This is a genomic window from Sulfurovum sp. NBC37-1, assembly GCF_000010345.1.
In the GTDB taxonomy this organism is placed as follows: domain Bacteria; phylum Campylobacterota; class Campylobacteria; order Campylobacterales; family Sulfurovaceae; genus Sulfurovum.
Map to the genome: position 1 here is coordinate 1,958,812 of NC_009663.1, position 23,992 is coordinate 1,982,803.

Below are 23,992 nucleotides of genomic sequence, written 5' to 3' on the forward strand. Positions count from 1 at the left end.
TTTAGTAATCTCTGTGCAGATGCTGCTTGAGTGAAGGGAGGAAGATTTATGACAAGACCTGATCCTGTAGATCAAGAATATGAATTTGAAAAAGGTTTGATTGTAAGCTCCACGGACCTCAAAGGTATCATCACTTATGCCAACCGTACATTCTGCAACATTGCCGGCTACACCAAACAGGAACTGACTGGAAAAAACCATAATATCGTCCGGCACCCGGACATGCCCAAAGCTGCTTTCAAAGAGTTATGGGAGACGATAAAAGTGGGAAAAGAGTGGACAGGTATCGTTAAAAATATCAGGAAAGACGGTAAATACTACTGGGTCTATTCACATATTACACCTATCATGGACAAGGAAGGTAAGATCATAGGATATACAGCTGCAAGAAAACCTGCAACCACTGCTGAAATTGATGAGGTCGTTCCAGTCTATAAAGCACTAATCGAAGAAGAAAACAAGTAAATAAGGAGTTGTTCATAACATGTACTACATAACAAACCAAAACGGTCAAATCATCGCTGCAAGTAATGATCTGTTAATTTCACTGGAAGTTAAAAGTATCGATATACTTTACAAACAGATTGCACTCGATGCCATTGAACTTATACCTGACTCTGACAGTATCACTATCAAAACCCCTCTTAATGAAATACACTATAAGATGGAAAAAGAAACTCTTTCGAGTATCCTTGGTACAATGACCTTGATTCATATTACAACTGAGTCATCTACCAAAAACACATTAGAAGAAGAGATCCTTTCAGTTGACAAAGAGATACCAAAGGATGATTCTTTACTACTTGATGATGAAGTACTTTTCGATGTTAAAGAAGAACCGGAAGAAGAAAAAAGCGAAATTACCTCTAAAGCTGAAACAACTGTAGAAGATCTTGAAAATGAAGTACTTTTCGGTGTTAAAGAAGAATCTGAAGAAGAAAAAAGCGAAATTACCTCTAAAGCTGAAACAGTAGAGGATCATGATGAGCTCTTCGATCTCATTCTACCAAGTAAAACAGAAGAGACAATCAACAAAATAGATAATCCAGAGGTTTCAGAAAAAACTTCTGAACCTATTTATATAGATGTAGACAAGATCTCTCAAAGTATAGGTATATCTTCAGATGATTATAATACCTTCCTTACAGAATATATCGATACGGCTCTCTCTTTGGAAAAAGATCTTAGAAGTGATGAGAAGAATAAACGTACAGCAGCATCACATACTCTTTTTCATCTCTCCAATGTATTACGTCTCCCTATAGTGACAGATATCATCGAACAACTTAAGTATACTGAGGCTGAAGATAGTGAAAGTATTATCCAGGATTATTACAATACACTAAGTAGACTGACTATAGTCATACCTGAAACAGAGACTGCAGAGACAAAAGTATCTGTAGCCAGGGAAGAGAGCAAACCTGAACACCTTAAGAGCTTTGGAACCATCGATCTCTCAGATGTTAAGCCGGTCCATTTTGACTTCCAGGTAGGAGAGGCGGCCAATGAGCTTAGTCTTCCCGCAGAACTTATCGAAGAATTCATTCATGATTTCATTAAGCAGGCACACGAAGAGACAGACAAAATGCTTAAAGCATATGAAAAAGGTGACCTGGAGACTATTCAGAAAATCGGACACCTGCTCAAAGGTACAGCAAGTAACCTGCGTATCAATCCACTTGCAGATACCCTCTATGAAATACAGTTCTGTAACGACAGCAGCCAACTTGAACAACTGATCAAAGAGTATTGGGCACACTTTCTTGCTTTTGAAACCCAATTCAAGCTTACTTCAAATAAAGGAAATTAAACAATGACTATACGTAACAGACTAAAACTCGTGGCGATGGTACCTATTATACTGCTCCTCCTGCTTTCTAGTTATTTCTTTATAACTTCATATATAAACTTTGAGAAGGCAAATACTCTCAAAACTGTGCTGACAAACAATGCCATACTTGGAAAATCACTGACTGCCGTCGGTAAAGAACGTGGCCTCTCCGCTCTCTATATGGGAAGCGAAAGACAGGAATTCGGTGAGCCGCTTACCAAACAGCAAAAAAGTACGGATGCCATTTTTGCCGAACTCAAGCGTTCTCTTAAAACTTCCGATACGACATACCTTCCTTTTATCCTTGATCTGGCAGGCGAAGGAAAGTTGCTTGATTCTCAAAAATATCAAAAACTGCTTAACAACCTTCCTGCCATCTCCAAGATCAGGAAAGAAGCAGATACCCAGGGAAGTGATTTCAAAAAAGTATTTTTCGACGGCTATACCAAAACACTGACAAGCCCGATCTATTCAAACCTTATCCAGATCAAGAACTTTTCCCTTGACAATGAGATCTCATCACTGATCTCTACATTGACACAGATCTATACGGTGAAGGAAAATGCCGGTCTGGAAAGAGGATTCGTTTCCTACTACATGACCAAAAAAGCCTCTATGTCCTTTGAAGAGATCGCTCTTTGGGATAACTTCAAGACAAAAGCGAATATCTTTGATATCAATGAAATCACCGATCCTCAGCTGAAAAAAGAGGTCTCCTCCATCCTCAATGCACCTAAAGCGAAAGAGGTCCTGACCGAACTGGCCCAGACATCTTCCGCCATCCAGACCGATGTCGATAATGGTGACTATGCAGAAGAGCCTATTGACTGGTTCAGACTGCAAACACAGAAAATCTCACTATTCACAAAAGTAGAACTTATCGTTTCAAGTGCCCTGTGGAAAAAAAGTGAGGCTTATCTGAAAGAACAGTTGACACTCCTCGCCATTGCTACTACGATCCTGTTATTGAGTTTGATCCTCGCTTATCTCGGCTTCTCAACTACCCGCGATATTACCAGAAATATTGAAGAGCTTGAAGACGTATTGAATAAAGCGGTCGATGAGATGAAGAGCAGTGAACACTATCTTGCATCCGATACTGCTTACATCGAGAACATCAACCTCGATACCCACGAAGGAACAAAAGAAGCCTACCGTTTCCTTGAAACACTGGTCGAAACAGCCAAGGAAGATAAACTTATAGCCCTCCAGGCCAATGAAGCCAAGTCACTCTTCCTGGCCAACATGTCTCACGAGATCCGTACGCCGCTCAATGGTATCGTCGGATTTACCGAGATCCTCAGAAGTACCGACCTCAATGACGAGCAAAGAGAATTCCTGTCCATTATTGACAAAAGTTCAGAAAATCTTCTGAGTATTATCAACAATATTCTTGACCTCTCCAAGATTGAAAGCAACAATATCGAGATCGAGAATGTCGTATTCGATGCAGCTGAAGAGTTTGAAAGTGCTGTTGAGACATATGCGGTCGGTGCTGCAGAGAAAAACATCGACCTTAACTTCTATATGGATCCAACCATCAATCCGAAACTCAAAGGGGATCCAACTAAGATTAAGGAGATCCTGATCAACCTTCTGAGTAACGCGATCAAATTTACCAGTTATGGCGGAGAGGTCAATCTCGAGATCCATCAGGTACAGGATGAAGACGACAGAATGCCACGCATCAAGTTCTCCGTGCAGGACAATGGTATCGGTATGACACAGGATCAGCAGGAGCGTATCTTCGATGCCTTCTCTCAGGCAGATGTTTCGGTTACACGTAAATACGGTGGTACAGGTCTGGGGCTGACCATTTCAAGCCAGTTCGTCGAACTCATGGGTGGTAAACTTGAACTTGAGAGTGCCAAAGACCAGGGAACGACTTTCTTCTTCACTATCCCGTTCGAAGAAGTCATCTCAACTGAAACGAACTATGCACATGCCTTTACGGACATGATCATCGGCAAATACCAGCAGGAGATCCCAACCAAACTCGATACTTATCTTGCATCATACTTCAAATATTTCGGTCCGGAAGTCAAACCCTTTGAGACGATCGATGAGCTTAGAGACCTCAGTCAGCTCAATGAATGCAAGACCTACTGGATTGATATTGACAAAGCGAAACAGAATATTATTGATGCTGCAGCTAACATAGAGAAATCAAAACTGATCGTTATTGCCAATGTGACAAGCCGTAATAAAATCGAGGCAATGAATGTCGACCAGGGTAATGTTGTCTTTAAACCGGTAACACTTACAAAGCTCAAAGAGCTTCTGATCAAAAGTGCAGAGACGGTACCACAGCTTACAGAGGAAGAACTGCCGTCATATGCAACAATGTTCGATGCCAAGGTCCTGGTAACCGAAGACAATATCATTAACCAGAAGCTGATCAAACGTATTCTTGAAGAACATGGCATCACTGTTGATCTTGCCAACAATGGTCTGGAGTCCTTTGAAAAGAGAAGAAATAACGACTATGACCTTATCTTCATGGATATTCAGATGCCGGTCATGGATGGTATAGAAGCGACCCATGAGATCCTTGACTATGAAGAGGATGAGGAGGTACCTCACGTACCAATCGTAGCCTTGACGGCCAATGCACTTAAAGGAGACAGAGAGAGATTCCTCGGGGAAGGGATGGATGAATATATCACCAAACCGATCGAGACGAGTGAATTGCTTTACGTTCTGAACAAGTTCCTCGCCGGCAAAGCAAAAACAGTCACGACGGAAGAGAAAAAAGAGCATCTAGAGGAAACAAAAGCAATGGAAGAGACAGTAGAAAAAGAAGCATCCCTAGAAGCAGTCACCGAAGCAAAGGCGGAAGAGGAAACGATCACTATAGATGACGTGATCGCACTTGACAACATGGAAGATGAAGAATCAGAGGCAAAAGCTGAAGGTAAAAGTATTCTGGTGGCCAAAAAATTCATTCTTGAGAAGAGGGTCCTCTCTAAAGTATTGGACAACCTCGGATATGACTATAAGATACTCGACGACATGGATGCATTGCAATCGGAGATCGCTTCGGGCAAATATGATATCGTATTTACCGATGAGGAGCTTGTCGATGGGAACATCAGTGAAAAAAATGGAAATCTGGCTATAATCACATCCGTGAATTCCAAAGAAGAGATAAAATCTCTGATCAAAAAACATAGAGGATAAAGAAGATGGGATTAAAAGTATTAGTTGTTGATGATGATTTCATCAACAGAAAGTTATTGCAGACTCTTTTAAAAAAGAATCCTAAAGTTTCAGATATCATCGAAGCGGAAAACGGTTCTGATGCTCTGGAAAAAATGAAAAGAGATCCTGGCATAGACCTTATTCTTCTTGACATAATGATGCCGATCGTTGACGGTATCGAGTTCCTAAAGATCTTCAGACTCGACATGGCAAACGCTCATATCCCTGTCATCGTACTTTCTACAGATGATACAAGGAAAACAGAAGTTTTTGAGAACGGTGCCAATGACTTCCTTAGAAAACCTATTAAAGAAGATATACTTACGACCAAACTAGATCAATGGTCGAACTAAAATCATAGGGTGGGGTTACTCACTCCTGTCCAAAAGTGGATATATTCCAAGGAATTTTCGTTGGACAATCCATTTTACATGATCTTTTTTTGTCCATTAAGCCTTATTTCACGAACACTTCCGACAAGACATCATCTACATTTGAAACAGCTATTATTTTGATATTATTCTTCACTTCATTGGGAATATCATCCAAATCACGTTCATAATTTTTTTGAGGAATAAGCGCTTTGGTCACCCCCGCTTTATATGCAGCAATGAGTTTTTCTTTCAGTCCGCCAATAGGAAGGACCTTGCCTGTCAGTGTCACTTCACCTGTCATTGCTACCCTATTGTCTACTTTTCTATTGCTCAGGATGGAGGCGATCGCTGTTACCATGGTAATACCCGCACTCGGACCATCCTTAGGGGTTGCACCTTCAGGTACATGTATGTGCAGGTCATAGCGTTTATACACTTCACTCGGATCGACAGGGATGCGTTCCTCTCTCTCTTTAGCCGTATGCGGAATACATGACGACGGAATCGACAATTTCTTCTCATCGATGAGTATCTTCACGACAGAATGGGCGATACGCACTGATTCTTTCATGACATCACCCAGGCTTCCCGTGAGCTGAAGCATCCCCTTCCCTTTGATCTTGATGGCTTCGATTGTCAATACATCTCCGCCCACCGCTGTCCAGGCAAGACCGCTGACGACACCTACCTGCGGCTTTTTGTCTACCAGCGAAATCTCAAATACCTTCTTGTCTGTAAAGTGTTCCAAATTCTTCTTTGTCACGGCAATATGGTCTTTATTTGCATCTTCAAGCAACATACGTGCACTTTTTCTCATCAGTCCAGCAATACGGCGGCGTAGGTTTCTTACCCCCGCCTCTCTGGTGTACTCATCTATGAGTATTTTTAGAGCCTTGTCCGAAATCGAGAATTCCCTACGTTTGAGCGCATGCTTCTTCAGCTCCTGCGGTATCAGGTAGCGTTTGGCGATTTCGAATTTCTCTTTTGGCGTATACGAGTTCAACCCAATGAACTCCATTCTATCACGAAGAGGCGCAGGAATGCGTCCCACATCATTGGCAGTAGCAATAAAAATGGCTTTGCTCAGGTCAATGTTGAAATTCAGGTAGTAATCCCTATATTTACTGTTCTGTTCGGGATCGAGTATCTCAAGTAGTGCCGCCGTCGGGTCTCCCCTCATACTGCGTCCTACCTTGTCTATCTCATCGAGCACGATCACCGGGTCCATGCTCTTGGCCTCAATGAGACCCTGGACCAGACGTCCCGGCATTGCGCCCACATAGGTCCTTCTGTGCCCTCGGAGTTCATTGACATCTTCAAGGCCACCCAATGCAATACGCACAAGCGGCCTGCTTAGTGCCGTGGCAATGGAATTCGCAAGAGAGGTCTTCCCTACACCCGGAGGTCCTGCAAAACAAAGTATGACACCCCCAGCTTCTTTCTGCTTGATCCCTCTAAGTTCCGCGAGTTCCCTCACAGAGAAGAATTCAACGATGCGCTCTTTGGGTTTTTCCAGAGAATAGTGGTCTTTGTCAAGTTCTTCAGCAACCTCTTTAACACTCAGGTTCTTTTTGGTCTCTTTCCCGAACGGCACTTCCAGTACCCATTCCAGATAGGACTGAAGTACATTGGCATCAGCAGAATCGGGATGCATCCTGGCAAGGCGGTCAAGCTGTTTGCTTATCTCCTTGTAGGCATCCTCGTTGAGATGGGGTTTGAGTGACTCTACTTTTTCCCTGAAAGCGGCTATCTCCTCTTCGCGCTGCGTATCCATACCCAGCTCCTGCTGTATCTCTTTGAGCTGTTCTTTGAGGAAATATTCTTTATTCGTCTGTTCGATCTTGGTATGGACTTTCGTACGGATCTCCCTCTGCACCTTGGCAGACTCGATCTCGGAGGTCACAACATCGATGAGGCCGAGCAGCCGCTTCTCTATATCCGGCTCTATATATAGCACATAGGCGACCTCTTTGTCCAGTTTAAGCATGGAAGAGACAAGATCCGCGATGCGGTTTGGCTCATCATTCTCCTCGATGGTACGCACCAAGTCGGCAGGAAAGTGGCTGCTGAGAGAAGAGAGTATCTTTATCTTGTCACGCAGCACACCCATAAGCGCATCGACTTTGAGCTGATCGTAGCCATCCTGTTTGACGATATCGATGACCGCTCTGTTGAACTCACCCTCTGCCGGTTCAATGATCTGGCCGCGTGCCAGGCCCTGAAAGAGTATTTTTACCCTGCCGTCTGGAATGTGTACTTTACGCATAATGGAACCGACCACCCCTACCCTGTACATCGCATCGAAATCACGACTTCCCTCTTTCCCCGGGATGGATGATGTTACAAAAAGAAGTGAATTGTTTTCCATCGCTTCGGTAGCGGCGTCGATATCTTTCTGGTCTGTCAAAAAAATAGGGCTGATCATAAACGGGTAAAGAAAGAGTTCATCCTCTACCACTATCGGCAATATGGCCGGGAAATCATCATAATCGCTTAATTGCATAATTGGTTTTTCCTTTTGAAAATTGGTTAAATTATTTCTTTGTAAAAGTTTATCAACAGTAGATTAACATCCGATAATTGACCGATGTCGAATTGTTTCCATCCAGGTAAAGATACCTGGACCATCTTTTTTCTTAGTCGAAGATCTTTCCGATAAAACCTTTTTCGGGCGGGGTAATATCTGCCATCTCTACAACAGACCCTTTGTTCTTTTCTCTGTATATCTTTGCCGCTTCTGGCTTACCTGTCCTTTCATACAGCGCTGCAATATTCTCGTTCAACAGATACTGAGCCATGTGCAGTCTGACCAAAATGGTCTTGACCAGCGGCGTATAGGTAGATCCGGGATAGCGCAATAGGTAGGTACCTGCACCATTGATACTGTCCATGATGAGTTTCTGGTCCTTATAAACATCTTTGATACCGAGGAAAGCCGCTTTGAGCTTCATGTATTCGATGTATTCACGGTTCTTCTCACCACCGAAACGCTTGTTGTATTCATCAAGGTAATAGCCTGCAAGCAGGTACTCTTCATTATCCATGTGTGCGACGGCAAGCATCATCATCGCTGTTTGCATCAGTGGAGAACGCATATGCTCACTTTTAAGTGAAATATAGTAAGCATCCGCTTTATCCATATTTCCTGCAGCGATACTGTTTCCTATCTGTTGATACCAGTAGAGTGCCGGTTTGTTGAACTCAGCCACATCGTCATCATCTTTGGAACATCCCACGAACAGAAACGCTACAGCAATTCCTAGCAACAGACTTTTTTTAAAATTCATACTTACCCCATCATAGTTGTTATATTTAATATCATATCCCAAAATATGTAAAAAACGTATTAGGTGAGGCAATAATGTCATCAAATTTTATATTTTAATAAATCGATCCACAGGATCGGGGAATTATTCCCGACATAGATTAAAAAGGATAGATGGAATGCAAAAAGAACATATTTTAGCCTACTTTGCTGATCTAAAAAGTGAATTGACGGAAAGCAGGATCGAAAAAATAGGTCTTTTTAGAAGCGACACTAAAGATTGAAGACCATATTAAAAAAGATCGATTTTATTGAAGCTGTCTGCAAAGAAGATGGGTCCGTTACCAATGCTCTATCCGACAAAAAATGCTCAAGAGTATCCATTTTGATGCATCTCACCTCTATAGCTGAAGAATTCAATAAACTTTCAGAAGATGCAGAGTAAGAAATTTTGAGTAAATTCGATAAAAATGATTTAAAGGGAAGTTATATTACCCACGATTATATAGATGAAAACCTGAGTATCATTGAACATATCATCCGAGACAAACTTCCAAAATCAAAAGTATTATCAAGAAACTACTTTTTCCACTTGACAAAGTTGCTAAAGCCCAAAAAGAAGATCCGATCGGTGACGGAAGTGTAGACAATAATCTTTAATACTATCTTCAAGGAGCAGACAGTTTATACCCAACACTTTGACACCGAATATCAAATACTATAAAAATTGCTTATTTTATATTTATTTTATCTTAGACATGTTATCCTTAAATATTAAAGTATGATACGATGAAAAGCCAAACCTGCTGTGAAAGCAGGAGCGGAAAGTTGTGGGTCTTCATTTTGAAGACAGCCAGACTGCCAAGCGTAAGCCATAACATTTATGTCATCTTTTGATATACATACGAATTTCACTCAGTGACGACTGAGTATAGAAGGTGTTACTTATGAAAAATTTGAATTTTATTTTTAAGATATTGTTATTTCTATTTATATTTATTTCTTTTGGAAATGCTGGGTGGATAAAATCAGGTACTACTGAATGGAGAACAGATCCAAGTCCTTACAACAATAATGATGACTCAACCATGGATGCTGGAATCAGCGGTGCTACACAAATTGAAGTAACGATAACTGGTAGTATTGAATATCAGGCATCTTGCGGTTATGATTATGTGCAAATTACCGAAAGCACTGGAGCACACACTGTTCTTAAAACATACTGTGGGTCAGGTATTAACGATACATTCACAGTAAATGCCCCTACTATTCGACTAGTATTTCATTCAGATGTAAGCGTAGTAGATACTGGTGTTATTGTCACCATTAGAGACACTTCCCCAAATAGAGCCCCCACAGCGAATGACATTACTGCAATAACACATAAAAACGCACCTATTACTATTACACTTATTGGATCTGACCCAGATAATAACCCTATAACATATGGTATCGTAACAGGGCCTACAAATGGTTCATTAAATGGTACGGATCCAAGTCTACTCTATACGCCAGATGCTAATTACACTGGACCTGATTCTTTCACTTACCAAGTATGTGATAATCAGGCTCCTATTTTGTGCGATACTGCAGATGTAAATATTACAGTGACAGAGAATCATCCACCTATTGCCAATGATAAAAACTATACAGTGGTAGAAGGTGGAACAATTTTGGGCAATGCAATGTTAGATGATCCTGCAGACTATGATCCTGATCCTGTTGATTTTCTTGCAGTTAGTTGGCATTCAGGATTAAGTGATCCCTCAGCAGCAAGTACTTTTACTGGTCCAGATACGACTGGTATATTTATATTTACAGCCAGTGTAGGATACGCATCCAACCCAAACAATCCTGTAACTTTTGATTATAATGTTACTGATGGATATGGTGGTGTAGATACAGCAACTGTCACCATTAATATTGTAGCGCCAGAAGCTGATCTGGGTATACTAAAATCCGCTCCTGGTGAAGTCGATACAAATAGTCCAATGAGCTATACACTTACTGTGGAAAATGATAGCAGCAGCATTTCAGATGCCCAAAATGTCATTGTCGAAGATGTACTGCCTGCAGGTATGCTTTACAATGGGTCTACTGCTCCGTCAGGATGGACATGTTCCCTCTCCGCCGGTACCATTACCTGCAGCACAGCTATTTTGCACCCTGGAGAGAATGCGACTATTACCATCAATGGTTTGGCCCCCGCTGTGGGTGGGGATATCAACAATACAGCCGTAATCTCTTCGGATACACCTGATCCAGATACATCAAATAACACATCCAATATAGTAACAACCACTGTCAAAAAAGTATTAGCAGATGTTGCAATTACCAAAAGTGCATCACCCAATCCTGTTATTACAGCCAGTCCTCTCGATTATACGCTCACTGTACAGAACATCGGCTCAGGCGATGCAGGAAATGTTCAGGTTCTCGACAGCCTGCCTTCCGAGTTGCACTTTGTCTCGATCGATGGCGGATCGGACTGGAGTTGTAGCCAGGGGCAACTGATTGTCTGTGACTACATTGCCAACAGTGGGAAATTGGCATCAGGCAACACTGCTGCGAACATCAATATTCGAGTCACAACCCCTGCAGATGTAGACGACTATAACATTACCAACACTGCTGCGGTCTCTACTTCTACACAAGATACCAATACTACCAACAATACCGATGAAGCAACCGTGACCGTCAATAGTGGTACCAACACAGGAGCAGACTTTCCATTGACAAAATATCTCCAGTACAACCTCTTTGGTGATATGAAGCTCATCGGTAATGCCAACGTCAACAAACCTTCCAGTGATGCAGATCAGAACTATAATGATAATATAGACATGAAGTATGTTGACGATGATGGTGACTCCAGTACCTTCAACTCCTCTTTTTCAACCTTGAACCTTTCCCCTTCATACAAAATAGTTTGGGCGGGTCTCTTCTGGGAAGGGCATATTTGTAGTAATAACTCAAATGGCACCGGCAATGGAAACGGTACAGGATGCGACTGGCACCACTCAAACTACAACAGCTTCAATGAAGCCAAAGACCATCTTGACGTAATTAAACTGAAAACACCCAATAGGAGCGACTATATCGATATTACCGCCAATAACCTGAATATCATTGAAAGGAACAGTGTAGATTGGAACTATGCCGCTTTTGCAGACATTACACACCTGCTTGATGAGAATGAGTTCGGCGCCTATGGTGTTGCCAATATTATATTGACAGAAGGAGTAAAAAGTAACGGTGGTAACTATGGTGGATGGAGTATACTTGCGATCTATGAAGATCCCTCCAAAACACTGCATTTTAAAAATATTTCGGTATTTAAGGGATTCCAATATATTACAAGCAATGATAATCCTATTGATATTAACGGTTTCGTTACTCCGTTAAGTGGTCCTGTCACCGCATCAATTGCGCTCTTTGCCGGTGACGGTGACCCTGTTGTAGGTGGTGTTGCCCGTATGCGTGTCAAAAAAACTTCAACATATAGTCCTATAGGAGACTCAGTTATCAATCCGACAGACAACCTGCTCAACAGTACCATCGCTGAATTTGGAACGCCTATCAACAGCGGTGTCACCAAAACTTATGGTGTCGATGCCGACCGTGTCGATGTCAGCAGCTTTATGGACAACGATCAGCATGATACACGCTTCTATTTTGACGTTTCGACACCAAGCGGCGGTGTGGACTGGTACTCCCTTACCATGTTTGCATTTGCTACTGATCTGACCACACCAGTAATCGACGATATCAACAAAAGTGCACAAATCAGAGATAATAATGGTACACTTAGACCTGCCGGTCCAGGTGAAGAAATATATCCCAACTCGGAACTTATCTACACCCTTAAATTTGAAAATAGCGGAGAAGAAATTGCCGAACAGCTTGAAATTTTTGATGATTTCGATTTTGATTCTTTAACCCCGGCTCTGGACTTAAGCAATTTTGACCTCTCTCAGATCAAACTCTCCGAGCCAAACAGTGCAACTTGGCAGACAAATCCAAACTGTGGGTTCAATGCAGGACAGAGACGTGTATGGTGTAAAATTCCACAGGTATTTATTGGCGACAAGTATACAATGCAGTTTGCAGTAAGAATCAGAAATGATCTAAGGAATATAGAAGATGAAAATGCAACCAATACTGCCTACGCAACCTACAAAAATGCTACAACCGATGAGTATGTTATACTGGTCAGTAATGCACACGGAAACTTTGGAGGGAAAAGTAATACCTACAATGCCGGTGTACTTACTATTCCTACTGGATGGGTGTATGGTGCCGTCGGTATGGATGCCATAAACGATGACTACCCCTATGCGGCAGATAACAATATTACAACTAAAATAGTCAATAAGTCATTCAAACTTAAACTCGTTCACCTTGATATCTCTGGGTATCAATCTGCCTTTACCGGGCCTACGTTCAATATGCCTGTTTTCTTAACTCTCTGGAATGATGACAGTGTCCGGCTAACACCTGAGGGTAATCCTGTACCTGAATTCTCAAATGGCGAGTCTGAGATTACTGCTTCCGGATTGAACCTGGAAAGAGCACATCAAAGTGACTGGATCAAAATGCACTTTATCGACTGGAATTCACTTGACTGGGGCAATTACAATGGTAACTGTATACAGCATAGTACAACTTCAGGGAATTACAAAGGCATACCTCAGTGTCTAAACTCTGATGGAAAACTAGCAGATCTTTTCCCGGCTGACAAATACCCCCGTGTACATAATATCTGCCTTGGCAATGCACTTAGCCTTAGTGGAAATCAAGTGCCAGCTTGTAGTCCACAAGCATATGCAGGCTGGAGTGTAAACTCTGCCAAACATATTCAACCTGAAAAATATAATCATGTTTATGGATGTCTTCATTGTTTGACAGATTCCAACACTACCTTTATCAGCAGATCATCCGATGATTTTGCTGCACGTCCAGAAGAGTTCAGCATTAGTTCAACTAATACTTCCTACCCGGATTTGCTACGCTCCGGACAAGAGTACAATTTGACCATTCATGCAGAAGATGGACTAGATAACGATACTGCTAACTACGATCGCATAAGCAGTGATATTAATCTGAGTGCCTCCCTTTATCTTTCTGATGGCACACAGGACAGCACAGGATCGATGCATGGAACTGCACAAAAAACTTCTCCAAGCGACTGGAACATTACAAATGGTGTTTCTCAAGTTCAAGACACAACAAGTACAGATGTTGTAGGATTTTCATTTGATGACGTGGGTGACGTTACTATAAATATCCGTGATCTTACCTGGTCTGCAACAGATGAGGATGATACGCCATACGACTGCAATATAACAACAACAACCATTGCAAATGGAGAGACTAAGGCTATTGAAGGAGGAGCGTATATCTGTGGCGAAACCCCAAAACTTACATTTATACCCCACCACTTTACCCTTAGCGGTGTGCACCTCAACAATCATGCACAAAAAGGATTTACCTACCTCTCCAATGATCTCAATATGTCTGCTCATGTAGAAGTTACTATCTCCGCGATGAATGCGCTAGAAGGAGTAACTACAAATTTCCGTAAAGACAATGGATATTATGAACATGCTGTCAACGTTAGCATGAGGGTCACTGACTGGAACCCATTATTACCTGTGACGACACGACATCCTCTCAATAACTCTGTACGTATTCATGATATTAATCAGACATTGGCCGGAGCTCAGATTCCGGCAAAGCTCCTTGGTTTTGGAGGAACCGATGCAAACGGTACACATATCATTGACGTAAATGAGAGCGATGAAACACAAAAACTGATGTTCAATTATTCACGCAACAACAACGAACCAATTAATCCGTTTGAAGTACCGGGTACCGACATAAATCTTACGGTTATCTCTAACTATAGCGGTACTGCTCCTGAAGGAAGTGCAACAATCACTGGCACTAATTTAGCCGATGCCAATGCAACTTTTCTCTTTGGTAGGACAAAATCATCCAAGTTCTTCTATGACGATGTAACTGGCAGCAGCCAGAAAACACCTATTTCCATTGTCGTATATTGCGACAAATGGCCAACAAGTGCTGCAAACTGCCCGGGAGTTGACCTTGTATACGGGTCAACAAATGAAAATAAATGGTGGCTCTCCACCGGCCATGACATGACAGATAATGATGGAAACATTACATTAACTGTCAGTTCAAGTGCTGGTAGTCTAAATACACCTAATGTCAATATCATTTCAGCAACTAATGATGGTACAGACAACAACATCATTGTAAATTATCCTCTAAACAGTACTCGCCCTTATATTGTAGATATAGACCTTGTTACCACAAACCCGACAGATACAAGTTCCTGGCTTATATACAATCCAGACTCTACTATATCAGCTTCTTCTCCATTCTACAGAGTACGGTTTATCGGTACGGGTGGTGGTAATTGGAGTACTACAGGAAATTTACCTGGTGTGGGAAGTGTTGTAGACGACAATGTAAGCAGGAATAAATCCAACAGGGTGGAGTGGTAAATGAAAATAACATATTTTACACCTGCCATTGCTATGATAGAGCTTATCTTTGCCATTGTCATTATGGGGATCGTATTGATGTCGGCCCCTATGCTCATTAGCACTGCCCAAAAAAGTACCACTGTAGTACTGCAACAAGAGGGTGTTAACCAGGCAGTATCGAGAATTACGATGATACTTACCTATGCCTGGGATGAAAATGACACAAATAGTTCGTGCATACCTCCTGTTTTACACGTAACAAATGGAGATAGTGAACTGGATCCCATGGCAACAGATCCAAGTAGGCGAATCGGTGTTCCGTTGACTTCCACAACACGCAAATTTAACACCTGCTTGAATGATCTCAACGCTTCGGTGATAGGAATGGACCTTGGTGACACTATAAAAGATGATATAGATGACTTTGGGAATACCGCTCTTTCAACCATACAAAATGCCGGAGGTAGATACATTGGGAAAGACCATGTTGATATAAATACTACTATTACTTATGGTTCAGATACTGTCACCTACAGTAATGGTGGAGCTACACCTATCAGCTTCATACCATCTCCCGGTGCTGCAACCAGCAATGTTAAAAATATAGATGTCAATGTAACAACTTTTCCAAGTGATGCGGAACTTAAAAGCTCCATCGTGATGCATGCATTTAGCTGTAATATAGGCGGTATAGGCTATGAAATGAGGATACTTCCATGAAAAATCTACAACACTTAAAAAGTGCCTTTAGCATGTTAGAGCTTATTTTTGTCATTGTTATTCTTGGAATTGTCTCGTCCATAGGTGCAGAAGTCATAGCACAAGTCTATGAAAGCTACATTGTGCAGCGTGCACAATACCGGGCAAATACAAAGACAGAACAGGCACTCAACCAGATTGCCAACCGCTTGCGCTATGCTATACCCGGAACAGTAGGCGCCAGAGTCTCCAAGACAAGTGCATTCATATCCATTACCGAAATCACCAGCACTGCCCAAAGAGATGTATTGCAATGGGTGGGTGAGGACGGTGACAGCTTCGAAGCAATGACTAGTACTTCCAGAAGACCGGGATGGAGCGGGTTTATTGATCTTAATCAGAGTACTACGACAACACTTGTCAGTCCCAGTTCAAATCTTGGTCTTACTGATGAGATTATTCAAAAACTGAGTGGCGGATCTAAAACTATCTCAAACGCCAAACTCTATTTTCCTAATGGACTTCCAAGTATAAATGTTACCGCCGGATCCACCGGCGAAAACATTAATGTTTCAGGTCTCTCCTCCGGCAGTACAATCAGTGAACGCTATAAGCTTGCATGGAGTTCTTACGCTATTGTGTTTGAGGGAAGTGACCTGTGGCTTTATTATAATTTTGCACCTAATTTTGGTGCATCATTGGGAACGATAAAAAGCAAACTACTTTCCAATGTCACTACATTTAGTTTTCAGGGAAGTGAAGGCTCTTTGCGTATCAAAGTATGTCAATATGAATCTATAGATAGCAATGTTTCAGTTGCTGTTGACACAACAAAATCTGCACATTCTTGTAAAGAAAAAATTGTATTGTATTAGAAGGGAACACATGAGAAAAGCATTTTCAATGATTACAGCCATCTTTATCATCATCATAATGGCTACCATCGCTATGTTTGTTATGAGCCTTAGTGGGAAGGGTGTAAAAGCAACCACTGCCCAATATCAGAGAGCGCAAGCTATGCTTTATGCAAAAAGCTATACGGAATTTGCCATTATGGCAGTGACCGGACATAATAGAATTGCTAATTGTGTCGAGGATATCAATGGCAATATTGGCAATATCAATCAGGGAGGCTATGAAATACGAACACATATCGCCTATATTGGTCCTATATCTGAGATAGGGAACTGCAGACCAGACCAGCAACTCAGCACGAATGTAACGACTCCTGAAACACCGCTTACTATTATCGTGGATGCCTATGTGGATTACGAAGATCCTGACAATACCGGTGCTCCAAAAGTCACGGTTCATAGACGTACGGTACAAAAGATATGAAAGGTTTACACATGAAACGAGATGCCTTTACCATGCTTGAGCTTGTCTTTGTCATTGTCATACTGGGCATCATTGCCGCACTTGCAATACCAAGACTGGACCGGGACCTCAAACAGGGAGCTGCTGATAATATACTCTCTGCAATTCGATATACACAACACTTGGCTCTTCTTGACGATAAACAAAAATTTAATGATGCAAAATGGCAGCGGCGTTTCTGGCATATTGTCTTTGGAACATGTACGGGAAACGACAAATATTATATGGTTGGCAGTGATAACAATATGACTGGCTCAACCAACGCATATTTTACACAAAATGAAGCCGCATTGGATCCGGCAAACGGCAAAGCAATGTTTTGGACAAACGGAGTAGACTGTAGCACTGGTGGTGACAATAATGTGAGCGAAAATATTTTTATTAGTAAAAAATATGGTATTAAAACTATTGCACCTAGTGGAGGGTGCAGTAATCTTTATGTAGGCTTTGACCATCTCGGTCGTCCTTACAGCAGCGGATTTCCGAATTCCACCAAACCAAATAATGCAGGTCACTTGTCATCAATGTGTACATTTACCTTTACTATGTCTGACGATAGCACTTTTGCAATTAAAATTGAACCAGAAACAGGCTATGCATATATTTCTGGACAAAATAACTCATAACTATTTCTCCATTTACCCTTCATTAAGTTACTTAAGTTACAATTAAGTATGGAGAATGAAGGGCCTCTCCGGCCTTCTCCGTATCTAACATTAAAGGATTTATCATGAATAAAAGTATTACAGGAAGACATTTCGAACTGACCGATGCCATTAAAGCCTATGCTGATGCACTGTTGGAAGGCCTCAAGAAATACCACTTGGATATCACCTCAGCCAATATCGTTATTTCAGCAGATGAGAAGAACGGAAAAAAAGGTTTTCATGTAGAATTCATCGTAAATCTAAAAGACAAGAATACTGTCGTCATCACACAGGTGGATAAAGATGTCTATGCCGCTATGGATCTTGCCAGCGAAAGAGTGAAAAAGAGCCTCAGAAGACACAAAGAGAAGATCAAAGACCACAAGGTCATGAGCTTTAAAGACATGGGTGAAGAGGCAGAAGCTGTTTCAGAAATTGCCACTGAAGATATCGAGATCGTACCAATGGATCTTGAACTTCATAAACCGCTTGACTTTGAGGAAGCCATCGATGCACTCAGGGAAGAGAAAAAAAGACAGTTCATCGTCTTTAACGACTATGATGGCCATATGAGAGTCATGTACAAAAGAGCTGACGGGAAGTTCGGACTTTATTAATAAAAAGCGTTCAGTGCTGAGCACTGAGCGTTAAATTCTACTCTTTACTTTATTTTCTACGAATTATCGGTTTTCACCCCCTTCTCTTCCTAACTGAAAGTTTTAACACTGTTGTTTTTTGCTATCATTCCATAACGAGAGGAGATAATCATGTTCAAAAAACTACTTCTGCTTTTATTGTTTACTTCCGCTTCCTACAGTTTTATTTCTCTTGACCCGCCGGTCATTGGAGGAAAAGAGGGAGTTGACGGGGAAACGGGGATCTCCGGAAGCTACACTTCGGGCAACTCTAACACTAGTGCACTGGGGTTTAGTGCAAAAATAGAGTACCATCAGCCCCTCTGGATGATCTACTCCATCGCAGCCTACCACTACGGTGAATCCAACAGTGAGAAAAATACCAATGATGGTCTTGCCCATCTACGTTACATTCACCGTATCGAAGAGACGCCTTATGACTATGAATTCTTTTTGCAGACAGAGTTCAACGAGTTTCAGGATGTAGAGATGCGCAACCTTGCAGGGGCAAACATCCGTAGGAGGTTCGAAGGTTTTTTTGACAAATGTTATGTAGGGCTGGGCCTTTTCTATTCCTATATGGAACCTAATGAGATCACAGATGTTGATCCGATCTATAAACGTACCAAACTGAACAGCTATCTTTCACTTGTCAAAAATATTAATGAGCACTTTTCCATAACCTACCTCGGCTTCTACCAGCCTAACATCGAAGATTTCTCTGACTACAGAACATTTCAGATCTTGCAGTTAAATACATCTGTTACGAAGAATACATCATTGTCATTGGACCTTCAGCACAAACACAATTCTACACCTTATCATCATATTGAGGAAAATGATTTCAGATCCAGTATCAACCTGAACTACAAATTCAAATAGAAACCTTCATGGAAGTGAATGCTTCAACTTCACCTTGAATATAGCTGCAAAACAACTTGGGGATGGAGATCGATCCTCCGGTTCCACTTAAGTTTTCAGACTTTTCATCCTAACTTTTGCCTGTTCCACTATTTTATCGTCCTCTGCCATATCCAGCCATTTGAATCTTTGGCCACTTTGAATCGTTCCATCGAGTATATCCCCGCTGTCACGAAATTTCAGGTCGAGTTTGGCTATGTCGAAACCGTTGGTGGTCTGTGCAAACTGTTGGAGCCTGAAGTTCTCTTTGCTGTTCGAGAAGAGGTAGCACCAGCTCTTCAGACCGTTACGCCCTACCCGTCCCCTTAGTTGGTGCAGTGTAGCCAGACCGAGACGCTCCGCCCCCACGATGACAATGAGCGTAAGTTTCGGCAGCGAGATACCAACTTCCACAACCGTGGTTGCCAGAAGGATATTGCCTTTCTCCCTGAATTCTAGCAGTACATCTTCTTTCTGTTTATCCTTGCCATGCGTCACATAGACATTGTCAAACCTGCTTTCCCAGAATCCTCTGCTCTCGTCCAGGGATTGGTAAGGGACTTCGGAACTCTCTTCCACCAGCGGATAGATGATGAGAACCTGGTGCTGCTGTGCAATCTCCTCTTTGATATGGGTCATCAGGTCAGGAAAATCCTCTCTGCCGATGGTTTGTGTCAGTACCTCTCTTTCAAAAGGCGTTGTGGTGATGAGGGAGACATCGAGCAGTTCGGACTCCATCATCGCCTGCGTTCTGGGGATGGGGGTAGCCGAGAATTGAAGATAATGCGGTTTCCGTTCACCCGAACTCACTAGCGCCTCAAGGCTCTGGCGCTGTTTGGTCCCGAAGCGATGCTGCTCGTCCACCATGACCAGTGAGGCTTCGGGAAGGTCCTCTTTGAACAGAAGCGCATGCGTGCCTATGATGAAATCCGCTTCCCGGTAGTTCCCCTCGTCTTTCCCCTGCATGACCAGAGCGATCCTGACAGACTTCGGCAAATGTTTACAGGCCTCTTCATAAAGCTGAAGAGCAAGAAGTGATGTCGGCGCCATTAAAATGCTTTTATGTGGCAGGGCCATCATTACCGAAGCGAGGATCACCATGGTTTTTCCGGAACCTACATCTCCGACGATCATCCGTTTTGCTGCTTTGTCCTCTCTTGCAAGGTCTTTTCGTATCTGCACTATGACATTCTGCTGCTCCTCTGTAAGCGTAAAAGGAAGATTTGAAACAAAGGGTTCCATCTCCCCGTTAAGTGCACGCAAAGCAGGAAAGTCCACTCTCTTCCCACGCAGTTTTCGCAGGTGGTTGTAGGCTTCAACGAATTTCAGTACTTCTATGATCTCGGACTTGTAGCCACCGTTCTCATATACTTCATCTAAACTTTTGGGGAAATGTACACGCATCAGTGTCGCCACTTCTTTGGAATCCAAACCTTCATTGAAGAGATTCTGCTCTGTAATGTACACTTCCATCAAAGAAGCTATCTCGCTCTCCTTGAGTACGCTTTTGTATTTTGGAGTGATCTTCCCTACCTGTTTGATGGACTTTGGCTGAGGCATCTGAAGGTAGCCTTTGTACTCCTCAAGTCTGCCCTGAATATAATGGGTTGAACCCACTCCAAAAAGCTTGTGGTGGTAAGGGGTAACACGGAAAAAAGTGGATGAAAGCCTTCGCCCTGACTGTGTCAACAGGAAGCCCACTCTCAGTTTCCCTCCATAAATACTGCTCTCCGTCACCTTGGCTTCAAGTGTATGGATCTTTCCTATTTCCAGCGTCGTTGAAAGTGTAGTGTCGTTGTAGGAGGTCGGTACGATGAGCGCAAGATCGAGTAGAGAATAGATCTTGAGTTTTTTAAAAAGTTGTTTGGCTTCTTCCACGCTGAACTCCGTTCAGAATTAATAATTCGGGATTGCATTACGCTGCAATGCTTTTGTAGAACGATTATAACGAAGGTTAGGAATAAAAAGAAGAAAATATGTCAGATTGTCATGTTTATCGTGTAGGGTGGATCCATCCACCCTACGTGAAATAGATATTATTTTTTCGTCACGATAGAGAATGAAAGATCTGACAACTCCTTATGTGATGTAATGAAAGCGTTCATCTCATCAAGTGTCACGGTCTCGATTTTTTCAAGCTGCTCTTTGGAGAAACCGAGCGGCCTGCCATAGTAGAATTCGTTGTAGGCACGGTTAAGTCTCTGACTGAGTGTTTCCATTCTGAGCGGCTCACTTCCTACAAGGAATTTTTTGGCAGACTCAAGCTCATCGGCTGTGATCCCTTTGCTGACAAAATCATCCACAACCTTCTGTACCAGCGCCTTGGCTTCATCCTGTGTACTGAGTTTCGTCTGGAGATAACCGCTGAGATAGGAAGCGTATTTGGTACGTCGCAGCATTGAGTATGCACCATAGGTCAGCCCTCTCTTGACGCGTATCTCTTCCATCAGTCTTGAACCAAACCCTGCCCCGCCGAGAATATACTCTGCGATCTTTGCTTTGTACTGGTCTTTCTCTTTGTAGGTGTAGTCGAATGGCGCTCCAAAATAGATATATGCCTGCTGCGTATCTTCAGGGATGAGTACTACTTCTTTTTTATCGGAGGCAATAAACCAGGGAGTCTTCTCTTTTTTTACCTTGGGCAACAGTGGTAAAAGTTCATTCACATATTTTTCTGCCTCATCAAAGGAGATATCTCCTCCTATGACAGCTATAGCATTGTTGTAGCCCAAGTGTGTAGAGACGAAGTTCTCGATATCGTCAAGCGAAATGGACTTGACACTTTCGATCGTTCCATCATACGGTCTGGCCAGCGGCGTACCTTTGAACAGTATCTCTCTTAGTTTCGTTGCCGCGATGTAGTCAAAATCACTCTTCTTCTGTGTCAGCCAGCCGATCTTCTGGCGTTTCACCTGCTCAAGTGCCTCCGGGGTATAGTTCGGGTCTTTCAGTAGCTCTTTGAGCCTTTCTATCGCATAGGGAAATTCGCTTTTGAGCGCAGAGACTTCAAAGACAAAACTTTCCCGTCCCACATGTGCCGTTACATCCACGGCATGGTCATCGAGTTTCTGTGCAAAACCAACAGAACCGTCTTTTTTTGTACCCTCGTTCAAAAGCTTTGCCGACATATCTGCCAGACCGTCTTTGGTATTGCTCAGGTGACCCGCATTGGTGAAGACCAGCTGCAAAGAGACAATGGGAATGAAATTCCCCTCTTCAAATACCACAGGAACCTGCGTATCTTTAATCTTAACCTCTTTTACCGTCTCTGCCATCAGCACTCCTTGCAATAATACAAATAATAAAACAATTTTTTTCATAAGAACCTCGTAGGGTGCTGTGTCCCCACAGCACCATGTATATAAACTGCAAAGGTGCCGTCAGGGGACAGCACCCTACGCATTAAACCCGAAATATGATAAAATAAATATCATCAATATTTCGAATTAAAATCTTTCCAAAATTTCATACGCCGTATTACGTTTTGCAGGATTCTCCCCTACATCACGGATCAATCGCACCATCTCTTCCTGGTTCATTTCATTTTTCGCACCCGCAGCGGAGACAACGTTCTCTTCCATCATGGTAGAGCCGAGATCGTTCGCACCAAAAAGCAGTGCCATCTGGCCGATATAGGAACCCTGTGTTACCCATGAACTCTGAATGTTGGGGATATTGTCCAAAAAAAGCCTTGCCACGGCCAGGTAACGCAAGTACTGATTGGAAGTCGTTTTGGTGATGGTCGGCAATTCTCTTTTGAGCTGTGTATGGTCACTCTGGTAGGACCACATAATGAAAGCCCTGAAACCGCCTGTCTCGTCCTGAAGCTGACGCACGTAATCCCAGTGCTCCACGATCTCTCTGGTCGTCTCTACGGTCCCGTACATCATGGTCGCTGTCGATTTGATGCCCAGCTTGTGAGCTTCTCTGTGTACTTCAAGCCAGGTATCCTTGTCGAGTTTCTTGGGTGCGATGATGTCGCGTACTCTGTCGGAAAGTATCTCCGCTCCGGCACCCGGGATGGAACTGAGCCCTTTGGCCTTGAGTCGTGCAAGCACTTCGGAGATACTCAGGTTAGATCGACGTGCGATATAGTCTATCTCAATGGCAGAGAAACCGTGAATGGTGACCTGCGGATATTTCTGATGGATGTGCTCGACCAGGTCTTCATACCATTCGATCTCAAGTTTGGGGTGTACCCCGCCCTGAAAAAGTATCTGCGTTCCGCCTATGGCGACAAGTTCGTCGATTTTCTGGTCGATTTCCTCGAAAGAGAGGATATAGGCATCTTCCTTCTTCTCATGCGTGTAAAAGGCACAGAATTTACAGTCGACCCAGCAGATATTGGTATAGTTGATGTTCCTGTCCACGACAAAAGTGGTCACCCCCTTGGGATGCATCTCTTTTTTACGTGCCAGGGCCATTTTGCCCAGTGTTTTGAGATCGGCGTTCTCTATGAGATCGACGGCTTTGTCAATGGTCATGCGTTCTGTTTTTGGCATTGTCATATCATTCTCCGTAGGGTGTGCAACAGCACACCTTTATTAATGG

General features: G+C 42.6%; 17 protein-coding genes and 1 riboswitch. Of the genes, 12 read left to right on the plus strand and 5 right to left on the minus strand.

What is annotated here, in order from left to right:
- The first annotated feature begins 48 nt into the window (after positions 1 to 48).
- The 4 genes from SUN_RS09850 to SUN_RS09865 are packed head-to-tail and all read left to right on the plus strand — an operon-like array spanning position 49 to position 5,385.
- Complete coding sequence (locus SUN_RS09850) at positions 49 to 465, plus strand: PAS domain-containing protein (RefSeq protein WP_012083666.1); 417 nt, start codon at positions 49 to 51, stop codon at positions 463 to 465.
- Positions 466 to 484: 19 nt separating this feature from the next.
- A complete protein-coding gene (locus SUN_RS09855; protein WP_012083667.1) occupies positions 485 to 1,810 on the plus strand; it encodes an Hpt domain-containing protein in 1,326 nt (441 codons plus the stop codon).
- Between the two features lie 3 nt (positions 1,811 to 1,813).
- A complete protein-coding gene (locus tag SUN_RS09860) occupies positions 1,814 to 5,011 on the plus strand; it encodes an ATP-binding protein (RefSeq protein ID WP_012083668.1) in 3,198 nt (1,065 codons plus the stop codon).
- 5 nt (positions 5,012 to 5,016) lie between these two features.
- A complete protein-coding gene (locus SUN_RS09865; protein WP_012083669.1) occupies positions 5,017 to 5,385 on the plus strand; it encodes a response regulator in 369 nt (122 codons plus the stop codon).
- 103 nt (positions 5,386 to 5,488) lie between these two features.
- Here SUN_RS09865 and lon read toward each other — a convergent pair whose 3' ends face one another.
- Positions 5,489 to 7,909, minus strand: a complete 2,421-nt coding sequence (gene lon / locus SUN_RS09870) for an endopeptidase La (protein WP_012083670.1) — start codon at positions 7,907 to 7,909, stop codon at positions 5,489 to 5,491.
- Positions 7,910 to 8,042: 133 nt separating this feature from the next.
- Positions 8,043 to 8,693 (minus strand): outer membrane protein assembly factor BamD, encoded by a 651-nt coding sequence (gene bamD / locus SUN_RS09875; RefSeq protein ID WP_012083671.1) that lies wholly within the window; start codon positions 8,691 to 8,693, stop codon positions 8,043 to 8,045.
- A 258-nt stretch (positions 8,694 to 8,951) separates the two neighbouring features.
- Between bamD and SUN_RS13685 the strand changes: the two genes are divergently transcribed.
- The 8 genes from SUN_RS13685 to SUN_RS09915 all read left to right on the plus strand — a co-directional run bounded on the left by SUN_RS13685 (position 8,952) and on the right by SUN_RS09915 (position 19,423).
- Positions 8,952 to 9,116 (plus strand): hypothetical protein, encoded by a 165-nt coding sequence (locus SUN_RS13685; protein ID WP_188085346.1) that lies wholly within the window; start codon positions 8,952 to 8,954, stop codon positions 9,114 to 9,116.
- A 341-nt stretch (positions 9,117 to 9,457) separates the two neighbouring features.
- A riboswitch (cyclic di-GMP riboswitch) is annotated at positions 9,458 to 9,537 on the plus strand.
- Between the two features lie 81 nt (positions 9,538 to 9,618).
- Entirely contained in the window at positions 9,619 to 15,201 is a 5,583-nt protein-coding gene (locus SUN_RS09885; protein ID WP_012083672.1) for an Ig-like domain-containing protein, read from the plus strand.
- Positions 15,202 to 15,903, plus strand: coding sequence for a hypothetical protein (locus SUN_RS09890; protein ID WP_012083673.1), 702 nt, complete (start codon positions 15,202 to 15,204; stop codon positions 15,901 to 15,903).
- On the plus strand, positions 15,900 to 16,757 hold the full coding sequence (locus SUN_RS09895) for a pilus assembly FimT family protein (RefSeq protein ID WP_012083674.1): 858 nt from the start codon (positions 15,900 to 15,902) through the stop codon (positions 16,755 to 16,757). The genes SUN_RS09890 and SUN_RS09895 overlap by 4 nt, the downstream gene beginning before the upstream one ends.
- Positions 16,758 to 16,767: 10 nt before the next feature.
- Positions 16,768 to 17,220, plus strand: coding sequence for a hypothetical protein (locus tag SUN_RS09900; RefSeq protein ID WP_012083675.1), 453 nt, complete (start codon positions 16,768 to 16,770; stop codon positions 17,218 to 17,220).
- An 11-nt stretch (positions 17,221 to 17,231) separates the two neighbouring features.
- A complete protein-coding gene (locus tag SUN_RS09905; protein ID WP_012083676.1) occupies positions 17,232 to 17,885 on the plus strand; it encodes a pilus assembly FimT family protein in 654 nt (217 codons plus the stop codon).
- A gap of 104 nt (positions 17,886 to 17,989) precedes the next feature.
- Positions 17,990 to 18,523, plus strand: coding sequence for a ribosome hibernation-promoting factor, HPF/YfiA family (gene raiA / locus SUN_RS09910; protein ID WP_012083677.1), 534 nt, complete (start codon positions 17,990 to 17,992; stop codon positions 18,521 to 18,523).
- A 150-nt stretch (positions 18,524 to 18,673) separates the two neighbouring features.
- On the plus strand, positions 18,674 to 19,423 hold the full coding sequence (locus SUN_RS09915; protein WP_012083678.1) for a DUF481 domain-containing protein: 750 nt from the start codon (positions 18,674 to 18,676) through the stop codon (positions 19,421 to 19,423).
- Positions 19,424 to 19,510: 87 nt separating this feature from the next.
- Here SUN_RS09915 and recG read toward each other — a convergent pair whose 3' ends face one another.
- The 3 genes from recG to SUN_RS09930 all read right to left on the minus strand — a co-directional run bounded on the left by recG (position 19,511) and on the right by SUN_RS09930 (position 23,949).
- The gene (gene recG / locus SUN_RS09920; protein ID WP_012083679.1) at positions 19,511 to 21,319 is read right to left on the minus strand and encodes an ATP-dependent DNA helicase RecG; all 1,809 of its coding nucleotides are present in this window, start codon (positions 21,317 to 21,319) and stop codon (positions 19,511 to 19,513) included.
- A gap of 158 nt (positions 21,320 to 21,477) precedes the next feature.
- Positions 21,478 to 22,716 (minus strand): M16 family metallopeptidase, encoded by a 1,239-nt coding sequence (locus SUN_RS09925; RefSeq protein ID WP_012083680.1) that lies wholly within the window; start codon positions 22,714 to 22,716, stop codon positions 21,478 to 21,480.
- A gap of 171 nt (positions 22,717 to 22,887) precedes the next feature.
- Positions 22,888 to 23,949, minus strand: coding sequence for a dehypoxanthine futalosine cyclase (locus tag SUN_RS09930; protein WP_232501328.1), 1,062 nt, complete (start codon positions 23,947 to 23,949; stop codon positions 22,888 to 22,890).
- Between the last annotated feature and the right edge of the window lie 43 nt (positions 23,950 to 23,992).

Bases quoted from the DNA above. Each gene is read 5' to 3' on its own strand.
- SUN_RS09850 (WP_012083666.1), top strand. From the start codon at position 49: ATGACAAGACCTGATCCTGTAGATCAAGAATATGAATTTGAAAAAGGT.
- SUN_RS09855 (WP_012083667.1), top strand. From the start codon at position 485: ATGTACTACATAACAAACCAAAACGGTCAAATCATCGCTGCAAGTAAT.
- SUN_RS09860 (WP_012083668.1), top strand. From the start codon at position 1,814: ATGACTATACGTAACAGACTAAAACTCGTGGCGATGGTACCTATTATA.
- SUN_RS09865 (WP_012083669.1), top strand. From the start codon at position 5,017: ATGGGATTAAAAGTATTAGTTGTTGATGATGATTTCATCAACAGAAAG.
- lon (WP_012083670.1), bottom strand. From the start codon at position 7,909: ATGCAATTAAGCGATTATGATGATTTCCCGGCCATATTGCCGATAGTG.
- bamD (WP_012083671.1), bottom strand. From the start codon at position 8,693: ATGAATTTTAAAAAAAGTCTGTTGCTAGGAATTGCTGTAGCGTTTCTG.
- SUN_RS09885 (WP_012083672.1), top strand. From the start codon at position 9,619: ATGAAAAATTTGAATTTTATTTTTAAGATATTGTTATTTCTATTTATA.
- SUN_RS09890 (WP_012083673.1), top strand. From the start codon at position 15,202: ATGAAAATAACATATTTTACACCTGCCATTGCTATGATAGAGCTTATC.
- SUN_RS09895 (WP_012083674.1), top strand. From the start codon at position 15,900: ATGAAAAATCTACAACACTTAAAAAGTGCCTTTAGCATGTTAGAGCTT.
- SUN_RS09900 (WP_012083675.1), top strand. From the start codon at position 16,768: ATGAGAAAAGCATTTTCAATGATTACAGCCATCTTTATCATCATCATA.
- SUN_RS09905 (WP_012083676.1), top strand. From the start codon at position 17,232: ATGAAACGAGATGCCTTTACCATGCTTGAGCTTGTCTTTGTCATTGTC.
- raiA (WP_012083677.1), top strand. From the start codon at position 17,990: ATGAATAAAAGTATTACAGGAAGACATTTCGAACTGACCGATGCCATT.
- SUN_RS09915 (WP_012083678.1), top strand. From the start codon at position 18,674: ATGTTCAAAAAACTACTTCTGCTTTTATTGTTTACTTCCGCTTCCTAC.
- SUN_RS09925 (WP_012083680.1), bottom strand. From the start codon at position 22,716: ATGGCAGAGACGGTAAAAGAGGTTAAGATTAAAGATACGCAGGTTCCT.
- SUN_RS09930 (WP_232501328.1), bottom strand. From the start codon at position 23,949: ATGACAATGCCAAAAACAGAACGCATGACCATTGACAAAGCCGTCGAT.